The 12,596-nt window shown below is 70.7% G+C and carries 12 protein-coding genes; 3 read left to right on the forward strand and 9 right to left on the reverse strand.

Features of this window, described 5'->3' with window-relative positions:
- Positions 1-52: 52 nt before the first annotated feature.
- The 6 genes from pafA to arc all read right to left on the reverse strand — a co-directional run bounded on the left by pafA (position 53) and on the right by arc (position 7,230).
- Entirely contained in the window at positions 53-1,414 is a 1,362-nt protein-coding gene (gene pafA / locus ACFV6I_RS30725; protein ID WP_063346911.1) for a Pup--protein ligase, read from the reverse strand.
- 121 nt (positions 1,415-1,535) lie between these two features.
- The gene (gene prcA, locus ACFV6I_RS30730) at positions 1,536-2,291 is read right to left on the reverse strand and encodes a proteasome subunit alpha (RefSeq protein ID WP_063346912.1); all 756 of its coding nucleotides are present in this window, start codon (positions 2,289-2,291) and stop codon (positions 1,536-1,538) included.
- 31 nt (positions 2,292-2,322) lie between these two features.
- Positions 2,323-3,165 carry a proteasome subunit beta gene (prcB, locus tag ACFV6I_RS30735; RefSeq protein ID WP_380342771.1) on the reverse strand — a complete coding sequence of 281 codons (843 nt, stop codon included), beginning with the start codon at positions 3,163-3,165 and terminating at the stop codon, positions 2,323-2,325.
- Between the two features lie 163 nt (positions 3,166-3,328).
- A complete protein-coding gene (locus tag ACFV6I_RS30740) occupies positions 3,329-3,547 on the reverse strand; it encodes a ubiquitin-like protein Pup (RefSeq protein ID WP_031069167.1) in 219 nt (72 codons plus the stop codon).
- A gap of 174 nt (positions 3,548-3,721) precedes the next feature.
- Entirely contained in the window at positions 3,722-5,233 is a 1,512-nt protein-coding gene (gene dop, locus ACFV6I_RS30745; RefSeq protein WP_208869055.1) for a depupylase/deamidase Dop, read from the reverse strand.
- Between the two features lie 230 nt (positions 5,234-5,463).
- A complete protein-coding gene (gene arc, locus ACFV6I_RS30750) occupies positions 5,464-7,230 on the reverse strand; it encodes a proteasome ATPase (RefSeq protein WP_063346914.1) in 1,767 nt (588 codons plus the stop codon).
- A gap of 285 nt (positions 7,231-7,515) precedes the next feature.
- Between arc and ACFV6I_RS30755 the strand changes: the two genes are divergently transcribed.
- The gene (locus ACFV6I_RS30755; RefSeq protein ID WP_063346915.1) at positions 7,516-7,821 is read left to right on the forward strand and encodes a ferredoxin; all 306 of its coding nucleotides are present in this window, start codon (positions 7,516-7,518) and stop codon (positions 7,819-7,821) included.
- Between the two features lie 13 nt (positions 7,822-7,834).
- On the opposite strand, the gene ACFV6I_RS30760 is transcribed toward ACFV6I_RS30755, so the two are convergent.
- The 3 genes from ACFV6I_RS30760 to ACFV6I_RS30770 form a co-directional block, all read right to left on the reverse strand.
- The gene (locus tag ACFV6I_RS30760) at positions 7,835-8,440 is read right to left on the reverse strand and encodes a hypothetical protein (RefSeq protein WP_079135481.1); all 606 of its coding nucleotides are present in this window, start codon (positions 8,438-8,440) and stop codon (positions 7,835-7,837) included.
- A gap of 125 nt (positions 8,441-8,565) precedes the next feature.
- Positions 8,566-9,525, reverse strand: a complete 960-nt coding sequence (locus ACFV6I_RS30765) for a tRNA (adenine-N1)-methyltransferase (RefSeq protein WP_063346916.1) — start codon at positions 9,523-9,525, stop codon at positions 8,566-8,568.
- A 45-nt stretch (positions 9,526-9,570) separates the two neighbouring features.
- Positions 9,571-10,791 carry a site-2 protease family protein gene (locus ACFV6I_RS30770; protein WP_063346917.1) on the reverse strand — a complete coding sequence of 407 codons (1,221 nt, stop codon included), beginning with the start codon at positions 10,789-10,791 and terminating at the stop codon, positions 9,571-9,573.
- 168 nt (positions 10,792-10,959) lie between these two features.
- On the opposite strand from ACFV6I_RS30770, the gene ACFV6I_RS30775 reads away from it, so the two are divergent.
- Positions 10,960-11,868 (forward strand): RecB family exonuclease, encoded by a 909-nt coding sequence (locus ACFV6I_RS30775; RefSeq protein WP_063346918.1) that lies wholly within the window; start codon positions 10,960-10,962, stop codon positions 11,866-11,868.
- Positions 11,868-12,539: a response regulator transcription factor gene (locus tag ACFV6I_RS30780; protein WP_063346919.1), complete on the forward strand. Its 672-nt coding sequence runs from the start codon at positions 11,868-11,870 to the stop codon at positions 12,537-12,539. The genes ACFV6I_RS30775 and ACFV6I_RS30780 overlap by 1 nt, the downstream gene beginning before the upstream one ends.
- Positions 12,540-12,596 lie beyond the last annotated feature (57 nt).

A 12,596-nucleotide genomic window follows, 5' to 3' on the forward strand; every position in this document is an offset into this window, starting at 1 on the left:
CCACCGGGGCCGGACACCGCCTTGATCACAAACCTGGGATCCCCTGCGGGGGTCACATCCCGGCGATCAGCTTCTCCACCCGCTCGTCCACCGAGCGGAACGGGTCCTTGCAGAGCACCGTGCGCTGCGCCTGGTCGTTCAGCTTCAGGTGCACCCAGTCCACCGTGAAGTCCCGGCGCTGCTCCTGCGCCCGGCGGATGAAGTCCCCGCGCAGCCGGGCCCGGGTGGTCTGCGGCGGGATGGACTTGGCCTCGAAGGTCTTGAGGTCGGTGGTCACCCGCTTCGCCTGGCCCTTGCCCTGGAGCAGGTAGAACAGGCCGCGCCGGCGGTGGATGTCGTGGTACGCCAGGTCGATCTGGGCCACCCGCGGGTTGGACATGCTCATCTGGTGCTTCTCGCGGTAGCGCTCGATGAGCTTGTACTTCATGATCCAGTCGATCTCGGTGGCCACCTGGTCCAGGTTCTCGGTGCGGACGGCCTCCAGGGTCCGGCCCCACAGTTCGAGCACCTGGCCGATGGTGCCGGTGTTGATGCCCTTGCGGTCGGCGAACTCCAGCGCCTTGGTGTAGTACTCCTCCTGGATGTCCAGCGCGCTGGCCTCGCGCCCGTTGGCGAGCCGCACCTGGTGGGTGCCGGTGAGGTCGTGGCTGACCTCGCGGATCGCCCGGATCGGGTTCTCCAGGGTGAGGTCGCGCATCACCACGCCGGCCTCGATCAGCCGCAGCACCAGGTCGGTGGCGCCGACCTTGAGCAGCGTCGTGGTCTCCGACATGTTGGAGTCGCCGACGATCACGTGCAGCCGGCGGTAGCGCTCGGCGTCCGCGTGCGGCTCGTCGCGGGTGTTGATGATCGGGCGGGAGCGGGTGGTGGCGGAGCTGACGCCCTCCCAGATGTGCTCGGCGCGCTGGCTGACGCAGTAGACCGCCCCGCGCGGGGTCTGCAGCACCTTGCCGGCGCCGCAGATCAGCTGGCGGGTCACCAGGAAGGGGATCAGCACGTCGGCCAGCCGGGAGAACTCGCCGTGCCGGGCCACCAGGTAGTTCTCGTGGCAGCCGTAGGAGTTGCCGGCCGAGTCGGTGTTGTTCTTGAACAGGTAGACGTCCCCCGCGATGCCCTCCTCGTGCAGCCGCCGCTCGGCGTCGACCAGGAGCCCTTCGAGGATCCGCTCGCCCGCCTTGTCGTGCGTCACCAGCTCGGTCACGTCGTCGCACTCGGGGGTGGCGTACTCGGGGTGGGAGCCGACGTCGAGGTACAGCCGGGCACCGTTGCGCAGGAAGACGTTGCTGCTGCGGCCCCAGGAGACGACCCGGCGGAACAAGTACCGCGCCACCTCGTCCGGCGACAGCCTGCGCTGCCCGCGGAACGTGCAGGTCACGCCGTACTCGTTCTCCAGCCCGAAAATCCGGCGGTCCATGAGCACTCCATTCTGTGTCGGAGCTGTCCGAAACCGCCTCCACGACGACTGGGCCGCCGCAGGGGCACCGGAGTCCCGTACGGCCTCCTTCCGGCCGCCGTACGGGACTCCGCAGGCACTGCTACTCCGGCGCGGTGTCCGCCGGGTTGTCCTCGTCGTCCGACTCGGCGGACTGGTCGCCGTCGAGCAGCCGGGCGAGCTGGTTGCCCAGGATGCGCTTGAACTTGCGCTGCTGGAACCGCTGGCGGTCGAGGACGGCCACCTCCAGCTGCTCCGGGGTGAGGGCGCGCGGGCTGCCGCCGTTGGGGTCGCGGGCGAGCGAGTCCACGGCGGCCCGGACCACCTCGGTGAGGCCCATCCCGGCCTGGTGGCGCTGGCCCAGGTAGTTGCCGATCGAGTCGGCGTTGCCGCCGACCACGACGTAGTTCTTCTCGTCGACGATCGAGCCGTCCGGGGTGAGGCGGTAGATCTGGTCCTCGTCCGCGGTGCGGCCGACCTCGGCCACGATCAGCTCGACCTCGTAGGGCTTCTCGCCGACCGAGGAGAAGATGGTGCCGAGCGTCTGGGCGTAGACGTTGGCCAGGCCCCGGGCGGTGACGTCGGCCCGGTCGTAGGAGTAGCCACGCAGGTCGGCGTAGCGGACGCCGCCGATGCGCAGGTTCTCGAACTCGTTGTAGCGGCCGACCGCCGCGAAGGCGATCTTGTCGTAGATCTCGGAGACCTTGTGAAGCGCTCTGGAGGTGTTCTCCGCGACGAAGACGATGCCGTCGGCGTAGGTGAGCACGACCACGCTGCGGCCGCGCGCGATGCCCTTGCGGGCGTACTCCGCGCGGTCCGCCATGGCCTGCTGGGGCGAGACGTAGAACGGTGTCGACACCGGCGGTCGTCCCTTTCCTGAGAGGTGATGGCTAGAGCAGCGGGGCCTGCGGGCCGTTGGGGTGCGAGCGGCGCTCGTCGGTGATCGCGACCGCGATCTCGGTGACCTCCGCGTCGGTGAGCCGGCGGAAGCCTTCCTCGGTGATCAGCGAGACGATCGGGAAGATCTTGCGGGCGAGGTCGGGGCCGCCGGTGGCGGAGTCGTCGTCGGCCGCGTCGTACAGCGCCTGGACGACCAGTGTGGCGGCCTGGTCGGCCGTCAGGCCGTCGCGGTAGAGCTTCTTCATCGAGCCGCGGGCGAAGACCGAGCCCGAGCCGGTGGCGGCGAAGCCGCGCTCCTCGGAACGCCCGCCGGTGACGTCGTAGTTGAAGATCCGGCCGCGGCCGAGGTCCAGGTCGTAGCCGGCGAACAGCGGGACGACCGCCAGGCCCTGCATCGCCATGCCCAGGTTGCCCCGGATCATGGCGGTGAGCCGGTTGGCCTTGCCCTCCAGCGAGAGCACCGCGCCCTCGATCTTCTCGTAGTGCTCCAGCTCCAGTTGGAACAGCCGGACCATCTCGATGGCGAGGCCGGCGGTGCCGGCGATGCCGACCGCGCTGTACTCGTCGGCCGGGAACACCTTCTCCATGTCGCGCTGGGCGATCACGTTGCCCATCGTCGCCCGGCGGTCACCGGCGATCACCACGCCGCCGTCGAACACCGCGGCCACGATGGTGGTCCCGTGCGGGGCCTCGATCACGGCCCCCGCGGGGAGCCCGCGGTGGCCGGGGATCAGCTCCGGCCGGTGCTCGGCGAGGAAGTCCACGAAGGAGGAGGACCCCGGGGTCAGGAAGGCAGCCGGTAGACGCCCGGTGCCACGAGTGTTGGCTTCCACACGATTCCTTCCAGGTAGCTTGAAGCTCGCGTTGCCCGCACCCTACCCGCCCGGAGATCACTGTCCACGCGCGCAGGGGGCCGGTGCCGGACGGCCGGGCGGCCCTCGCCGCCCGACCGCCCTCGACGGTCACGACCGTGAATTCCCGAATGCCGGGGACGGGCTATTGCCCGCCCTTCTGCACGAATCCACGGACGAAATCCTCCGCATTCGACTCGAGGACCTCGTCGATTTCGTCCAGCACCGCGTCGACGTCGTCGCTCAGCTTTTCCTGGCGCTCCTTGAGGTCGTCGGAATTCTGGGTTTCCGCGGCCTGCTCCTCGACCTCCTCGGAGGAGCGGTTCGCCCGCTGCTGGCCGCCGCCGGTGTCCTTGCTCGCCATTTCCCTCACCCCGCTCGATTCTTCTGGCACGGTTTGGTCGTTGCTTGCTGCACCGACCCTATACACAAGGTGCGACTGCCGCTCCCGGTTTGCCGGTGGCGCTTCCTGTCCAACACCCGCTGCCACCCCGGATGATTCCCATTCGGCGGACGTTCACCCATGGTGATCGAAAAGTTACCCGCCGGAGAGGACCCGCAGCAGGTCCTCCGCGGTGCGACAGCGGTCCAGCAGCTCCTTGACGTGGTTGCGGGTGCCCCGCAGCGGCTCCAGCGTGGGCACCCGCTGCAACGAGTCCCGGCCCGGCAGGTCGAAGATCACCGAGTCCCAGGAGGCCGCGGCGACGTGGTCGGCGTACTGCTCCAGGCAGCGCCCGCGGAAGTACGCCCGGGTGTCCTCCGGGGGCTTGGAGACGGCCCGCTCGACCTCCGCCTCGGTCACCAGCCGCTCGAAGCGGCCGCGGGCCACCAGCCGGTTGTAGAGGCCCTTGTCGGGCCGTACGTCGCTGTACTGGAGGTCGACCAGGTGCAGCCGCGGATTCTCCCACCCCAGGGCGTCCCGGCTGCGGTAGCCCTCCAGGATCTCCCGCTTGGCGATCCAGTCCAGTTGCCGGGAGAGCGACATCGGATCGCGCTCCAGCCGGCCGAGGACGTCCTCCCAGCGGGCCAGCACGTCCAGTGTCTGCTCGTCCGCGTCGGTGCCGAAGCGGTCCTCGACGTACTTGCGGGCCAGCTCGAAGTACTCCAGCTGGAGCTGGACGGCGGTGAGTTTGCGCCCGTTGCGCAGGGTGATCAGGTGCTTGAGCGTGGGGTCGTGGGAGACCCGGTGCAGGGTGCGCACCGGCTGGTCGACGGCGAGGTCGGAGGCGATGAAGGAGTCCTCGATCATCGACAGGACCAGTGAGGTGGTGCCCAGTTTGAGGTAGGTGGAGATCTCGGAGAGGTTGGCGTCCCCGATGATCACGTGCAGCCGGCGGTACTTCTCCGCGTCGGCGTGCGGTTCGTCCCGGGTGTTGATGATCGGGCGCTTGAGCGTGGTCTCCAGGCCGACCTCGACCTCGAAGTAGTCGGCCCGCTGGCTGATCTGGAAGCCGTGCGTCGAACCGTCCTGGCCGATGCCGACCCGGCCGGCGCCGGTGACCACCTGGCGGGAGACGAAGAACGGGGTGAGGTGGCGGACGATGTCGGCGAACGGCGTCGCCCGCTTCATCAGGTAGTTCTCGTGGGTGCCGTAGGAGGCGCCCTTGTTGTCGGTGTTGTTCTTGTACAGGTGGATGTTCTGCCCGTTGGGCAGTTCCAGCGCGCGTTGCGCGGCGGCGGCCATGATCCGCTCGCCGGCCTTGTCCCAGAGCACGGCGTCGCGCGGGTTGGTGACCTCTGGCGAGCTGTACTCGGGGTGCGCGTGGTCCACGTAGAACCGGGCCCCGTTGGTGAGGATGACGTTGGCCAGGCCGATGTCCTCGTCGGTCAGCTGGCTGGCGTCCGCCACCTCGCGCGCCAGGTCGAAGCCCCGGGCGTCACGCAGCGGGTTCTCCTCCTCGAAGTCCCAGCGGGCCCGCCGCGCCCGGTGCATCGCCGCCGCGTACGCGTTGACGATCTGGGACGAGGTGAGCATGGCGTTGGCGTTGGGGTGCCCGGGCACGGAGATCCCGTACTCGGTCTCGATGCCCATCACGCGCCGTACGGTCATGCGGCCCTCCTTGCCCGGTGCGCCGCCCCCCACGGGCGGAGCACGCCGACGTACCGCTGGACAACACCGGCGCCGGCGTTCTGCCCGCGATCGGTGGGTCGAGCCTAGAACCCGGCACCGACGGGCGGACCCCGAGACGCGCCGTCCGGCTGCGGGGCCGCGAGGCGCCACAGCCGGACGGGGTGCGTGCTGTTCCGGGGACCGCCGGGCGGCCCGGTCTCACCGTGTGCTTACAGGTACTGCCCCGTGTTGGCGACAGTGTCGATCGAGCGGCCGGACTCGGCGCCCTGCTTGCCGGTGACCAGCGTGCGGATGAAGACGATCCGCTCGCCCTTCTTGCCGGAGATGCGGGCCCAGTCGTCCGGGTTGGTGGTGTTCGGGAGGTCCTCGTTCTCCTTGAACTCGTCCACGCAGGCGGCGAGCAGGTGGGAGACGCGCAGACCGCGCTGACCGTGGTCGAGGAAGTCCTTGATGGCCATCTTCTTCGCGCGGTCGACGATGTTCTGGATCATCGCGCCGGAGTTGAAGTCCTTGAAGTACAGGACCTCCTTGTCACCGTTGGCGTAGGTGACCTCCAGGAAGCGGTTCTCCTCGGTCTCGGAGTACATCCGCTCCACGACCGACTGGATCATCGCGGCCACCGTGGTGCCCAGGGAGCCGTCGTGCTCCTTGAGGTCGTCCGGGTGGAACGGCAGCGACTCCTTGAGGTACTTGGAGAAGATGTCCCTCGCGGCCTCGGCGTCCGGGCGCTCGATCTTGATCTTGACGTCCAGGCGGCCGGGCCGCAGGATCGCCGGGTCGATCATGTCCTCGCGGTTCGAGGCGCCGATGACGATGACGTTCTCCAGGCCCTCCACACCGTCGATCTCGGCGAGCAGCTGCGGGACGATGGTGTTCTCCACGTCCGAGCTGACGCCGGAACCGCGGGTGCGGAACAGCGACTCCATCTCGTCGAAGAAGACGATGACGGGCGTGCCCTCGCTCGCCTTCTCCCGGGCCCGCTGGAAGACCAGGCGGATCTGCCGCTCGGTCTCGCCCACGTACTTGTTGAGCAGTTCGGGGCCCTTGATGTTGAGGAAGTAGCTCTTCCCCTGGGGGCGTCCGGTGACCTCGGCGACCTTCTTGGCCAGCGAGTTGGCGACCGCCTTGGCGATCAGCGTCTTGCCGCAGCCGGGCGGGCCGTAGAGCAGCACGCCCTTGGGCGGGCGCAGCTCGTACTCCTTGAAGAGGTCGGCGTGCAGGTAGGGCAGCTCGACCGCGTCCCGGATCAGCTCGATCTGGTTGCTCAGTCCGCCGATCTGGCGGTAGTCGATGTCCGGGACCTCTTCGAGGACCAGCTCCTCGACCTCGGACTTCGGCACGACCTCGTACACGTAGCCGGAGCGGGGCTCCAGCAGCAGGGCGTCCCCCGCCCGGATGGTGAGCTCGCGCAGCGGTTCGGCGAGGCGCACCACCCGCTCCTCGTCGGTGTGGCCGACGACCAGGGCGCGTTCGCCGTCCTCGAGGATCTCCTTGAGGGTGACGATCTCGCCGATGCGCTCGAAGGCCATCGCGTCCACGATGTTGAGGGCCTCGTTGAGCATCACCTCCTGGCCGCGCCGCAGTTCGTCGAGGGCGACGTTGGGGCTGACGTTCACGCGGAGCTTGCGCCCCCCGGTGAAGATGTCGGCGGTGCCGTCCTCGTTGGCCTCGAGGAAGGTGCCGAACCCGGCCGGGGGCTGTGCCAGCCGGTCCACTTCCTCCTTGAGGGCCACGATCTGGTCGCGGGCCTCTCGCAGGGTGGAGGCGAGCCGTTCGTTCTGGGCGGACACTCCGGCCAGGTTGGTCTGGAGCTCGACGATCCGCTCTTCGAGGATCCTCGAATTGCGCGGCGAGTCGGCGAGCTTGCGGCGCAGCACAGCGATTTCCTGCTCAAGGAACGAGACCTGAGCGGCCTCGTCGGAACCACGAGCGGGCCTGCCGGTGCTGCGGTTGTAGTCGTCATCGTGGGCTGCCACGGTCCTCACCTCCTCCGGGGAGCTGGACGCTTCCAGACCCTACCTGGGACCAGGGGTCCGTAAACCCCTAGATCAAGAAAGATGGAACGGGCGTGTCCGATCTTCGCCCCAGCGTGCTTCCCCTCTGCTAAGGGGATACCCACCGCTCACCACCCAAAGCGGGCCAGATGTATCGTCGAGCGAAGTGATATCCGATCGCGACCGGGCACCTGGGTCCGATCGTTGTACGAATGGCGGGATTGCCCCCGGAAAAGGGGCGACCCGGGACAGAAACGGCAGGGGACCATGTCGGTAACCGAGCAGACGGCCACGGCGGCCGAACAGCTGGAGGTGTGGATCGACCAGGATCTGTGCACCGGCGACGGCATCTGCGTGCAGTACGCACCCGAGGTCTTCGAGCTGGACATCGACGGCCTCGCCTACGTGAAGGGGCCGGACGACGAGCTGCGCCAGCAGCCCGGGCAGACCGCCCCGGTGCCGCTGACGATCCTTCAGGACGTGGTGGACTCGGCGAAGGAGTGCCCCGGCGACTGCATCCACGTGCGCCGGGTCACCGACCGGGTCGAGGTGTACGGGCCGGACGCGGACTGACGCGTCCTCCCCCTCAGGTCTGGCTGACCGGGGCGGCGGTCTGGGAGCGTTCCCAGCCGCCGCCCTTGCGCATCCAGGTGAGGTCGAGTGAGATGTCAGGGCGGAAGCGCGGCACCTCGTCGCTCGAATACCCCTGCGCGTGACCGGTGATGGCGCCGTCGGAGCGCAGCGCGAGCCGGCCGAGGGTGAGGTTCTCGCGCTCGGAGAGGAGCGTGGCCAGCACCACCGGGCGCTCGCCCGGGCCGAAGCCGAGCAGGTAGACGGCGTCCGGCGGCGTGCCGTTCTCGGCCGCGCAGTGCGCGGCGACGACCGTGCCGGGCCGCCCGTCGCCCAGGTCGGCTGGCATGCTGATGGCCGTCGCGACCGGGAACGGGCCGCAGTCGAGCGGAAGTTGGGCCTTGGCCGGGTCGGGGGCGGCGCTCGCCCCGAGGGCCTTGGGAGTGCCGTGCAGGGGCACCGGGGTGCCGGTCGCGGGGCCGGCGGCGAGGGCCGAGGCCACCACCGCGCCGCAGCCGGCCAGGGCCAGGGCCCAGTGCCAGGGGGCGGTGCGCGCGTGCCCGGGCCCGGTGCGGCCCCGCGGTGTCTGCTGTCCAGCCGTCGTCCCGACCGCGGTCTCCACCAGGCGTCCCCTCCAGTGCTCCCAGGAGCTGGTCTGCGTGCGCGAGCATCGTCCCACACGCCGGCGGCCGAAATGCCGAGGGGTGGCACGAGCAGGCTCGTACCACCCCTGGGAAGCGATCCCGGTCAGCCCAGGTCGGGCTGCTCGGTCTCGACGGCGCGGGCCGCGGCACGGGCCGCGGCGCGCTCCCGCAGAGTCGACTCCGAGCCCCCGTTGTCGTAGTCCTCGCCGTACGCGCCCTTGGCCGGGCGGCGGCGGCGCAGCGGCGGCTCGACGCCGTCGGCGAGGCGGCGGGCGGTGAGCAGGAAGCCGGTGTGGCCGATCATCCGGTGGTCCGGGCGGACGGCCAGGCCCTCCAGGTGCCAGGTGCGGACCATGGTCTCCCAGGCCTGCGGCTCGGTGAAGGTGCCGTGGTCGCGCAGTGCCTCGACGGTCTTGGACATCTGCGTGGTGGTGGCCACGTAGCAGCAGATCAGGCCGCCGGGGACGAGCGCCTTGGAGGCGACGTCCAGGCACTCCCAGGGGGCGAGCATGTCGAGGATGACGCGGTCGACGTCGGCCTCGACCAGGTTGTCCTGGAGGTCGCCGACGGTGAGCTTCCACGCCGGGTGCGGCCCGCCGAAGTAGCGCTCGACGTTGCCCTTGGCGATGTCGGCGAAGTCCTGCCGGCGCTCGTACGAGGCCAGCATGCCGGTGTCGCCGACGGCGCGCAGCAGGTAGGTGGAGAGCGCGCCCGAGCCGACACCGGCCTCGACGACGCGGGCGCCGGCGAAGATGTCGGCCATGGCCAGGATCTGCCCCGCGTCCTTGGGGTAGATCACGGCGGCGCCGCGCGGCATGGACAGGACGTAGTCGGGGAGCAGGGGGCGCAGCGCGAGGTACGGGACGTTCCCCGTGGTGCGCACGACCGTGCCCTCGGGGGCGCCGATCAGCTCGTCGTGCGGGAACGCACCCTTGTGGGTGTGGAACTGGTTCCCGGCCTGGAGCGTGAACGTGTAGTGGCGGCCCTTGGGGTCGGTCAGCTGGACCTGGTCCCCGACCTGGAAGGGCCCGCGTCGGCGGGTGGCACCGGTCGGTTCGGACATGCGGTCAATCCTAAGGGAAGCGGACGGTCCGCCCGACCAGAGTGATCACCGGCCGGCGACGGCGGCGGTGAGGCGCTGCTCGATGTCGGTGAGCGCGGCGACGCCGAACACCCGGCCGTCCGCCTCGACCACCAGGTACTCCCCGGCCGGGGTCGCCTGGACGGCGCGCAGCAGGTCCTCGCCGCCGAGGTCGGCGTCCAGCCGCAGGCCGGGTTCGAGGTCGCGGGCGAGCGGGCCGACGGCGACCCACGGGCGGCGGTGCTCGGGCACCGCGCGGACGGCGGACTCGCGGACGATGCCGATCGGGTCGCCCCGGCCGTCCACCACCACGACCGCGCCGGCCTGGGCCTCGCGGGCCCGGCGCAGCGCCTCGCCGAGCGGGGTGTCGGCGGTGACCTCGACGGTCCGGCGGGCGAGCTCGCGCAGCCGCAGGCCGGGCAGCACCTCCTTGAGCCGGGCGTTGCGCAGGCTCCCGGTGGCGCCGTTCCAGATGATCGCGGCGAGGACGGCGGCCAGCACCGCGTCCACCAGGGTGTCGGTCGTGGTGCGCTCGATCCCGCGGGCGGCGCTGAACAGCGGCAGGCCGATCAGCACCACGACGGCCAGCGCCCGGCCGACCCAGGCGGCGGCGACCGTGCCGGTCATCGCCTTGCCGCTGATCGCCCAGACGACCGCGCGCAGCATCCGGCCGCCGTCCAGCGGCAGGCCGGGCAGCAGGTTGAACGCGGCGACCACCAGGTTGGAGACCATCAGCCCGGTGAGCAGCACCCCGGGCACCGTGGAGAGCTCCACGGCCTGCATCGCGAGGTAGAACACGCCGCCGAGCACCAGCGAGAGCAGCGGGCCGACGAAGGCCAGCCAGAACTCGCGCCACGGGCTCTCGGCCTCGTTCTCGATCTCGGAGACGCCGCCGAAGAACTGCAGCTGGATCCGCCGTACACCGAGCCTGTAGCGCAGCGCGACCAGGGTGTGAGCGAGCTCGTGCACCAGGACGGAGGCGTAGAAGGCGACCGCGAAGAAGAACGCGAGCAGGTAGCGGGCGGCGCCGAGGTCCGGCAGGACGTCGCCGAGCTGGCCGCCGAACACCCAGGTGATCAGCGCGGCGATGACGAACCAGGAGGGGGTCACGTAGATGGGCACGCCGAAGGGGCGGCCCACCAGGAGGCCGCTGCCGCGCTCGGGCGGCCTCGGCGGTCGCCCTGCCGGGCGGCCGCCGTCGTCCTGCGGTGGCTGGTCGGAGGTCTGCTGCCCCCTGCTGTCGCTCACCGTGATCCCTTCGGTCGTCTGCCCCGTCGTGCCCCGGTGCGCCCACGCTACGTGATCGCGGCCCTCCGGTGGCGTGCGGCCCTCTGTCAGGCTTCATACCCACTGTGCCGCGCGGTGTGGCAGCACCGTGGCAGCAGGATGACAGCGAAGGGCAATAGGGTCGGAGGCATGCAGCAGACCGACACCACCAGCGCCGCCGGGGCCCCGGCGCGCCCGGCGGCGCCCCCGACCGGCCTGTCCCCGTCCCGGGCGGGGGACTTCCTGACCTGTCCCCTGCTGTACCGGCTGCGGGTGATCGACCGGCTGCCCGAGCCGCCGAGCGCGGCGGCGACCAGGGGCACGCTGGTGCACGCGGTGCTGGAGCGGCTCTTCGACAGCCCCGCGACCGAGCGGACACCGGAGCGGGCGCTGGGCCTGCTGCGCCCGCAGTGGGAGCGGCTGCTGGGCGAGCGCCCGGAGCTGGGCTCGCTGTTCCCGGACGATCCGGACGGCGCGGCGCTCGCCCGCTGGCTGGCGGACGCCGAGAAGCTGGTCGGCCAGTGGTTCCGGCTGGAGGACCCGACCCGGCTGCACCCGGTGGAGCGCGAGCTGTACGTGGAGACGGCCCTGGAGTCGGGGCTGCTGCTGCGCGGCTACATCGACCGGGTGGACGTCGCCCCGAGCGGCGAGGTCCGGCTGGTGGACTACAAGACCGGCCGGGCGCCCTCGCGGGACTTCGAGGGCAAGGCGATGTTCCAGATGAAGTTCTACGCGCTCGTGGTGTGGCGCTGGAAGGGCGTCGTCCCCAAGCGGCTCCAGCTGGTCTACCTCGGCGGGGGCGGGGACGTGGTCAGCTACGACCCGGACGAGGCCGACCTGCTCGCGGTGGAGCGCAAGCTGCGGGCGCTCTGGGAGCGGATCACCCACGCGGTGGCCACCGGGGAGTTCCCGGCGACCCGCAACCGCCTCTGCGACTGGTGCGACCACCAGGCCAGTTGCCCGGAGTTCGGCGGCACTCCCCCGCCGTACCCGCTGCCGCTGTCGCGTACGTCTGACGAAGACGATCCCACGGGGGATCAGATGAGCAAGGAGTCCTAGTGACGATCCGAGTGCTGCTGGTCGACGACCAGCCGCTGCTGCGCACCGGTTTCCGGATGATCCTGGAGGCCGAGTCCGACCTGGTCGTGGTCGGTGAGGCCGGCGACGGTCAGCAGGCGCTGGACCAGGTGCGGGCGCTGCAGCCCGACGTGGTGCTGATGGACATCCGGATGCCCAGGATGGACGGCGTCGAGGCGACCCGCAGGATCGCCGGCCCCGGTCGGGACGGCCCGGCCAAGGTGCTGGTGCTGACCACCTTCGACCTGGACGAGTACGTGGTGGAGGCGCTGCGTGCGGGCGCCAGCGGCTTCCTGCTGAAGGACGTCCCGGCGGAGGAACTGGTGCAGGCGATCCGGGTGGTGGCGGACGGCGCGGCGATGCTGGCGCCGAGCATCACCCGCCGGCTGCTGGACATGTACGCCACCAAGCTGCCCTCGGGCGAGGAGGCGCCGCCGCAGGCGCTGAGCGCGCTGACCGAGCGTGAGCTGGAGGTGCTGAAGCTGGTGGCACGCGGGCTCTCGAACGCGGAGATCGCGGCCGAACTGTTCGTCAGCGAGACCACCGTGAAGACGCACGTCGGCCATGTGCTGACCAAGCTCCAGCTGCGCGACCGGGTGCAGGCGGCGGTGTACGCGTACGAGAGCGGGCTGGTGCGCCCGGGCGCCCTGTAGGCCCTGTCCGGCCGAACGTGCCGACGGCCCGCCCGCCTTCCCCGTGCACCCAGGGGG

It is taken from the genome of Kitasatospora sp. NPDC059803 (assembly GCF_042732255.1).
Classification (GTDB): domain Bacteria; phylum Actinomycetota; class Actinomycetes; order Streptomycetales; family Streptomycetaceae; genus Kitasatospora.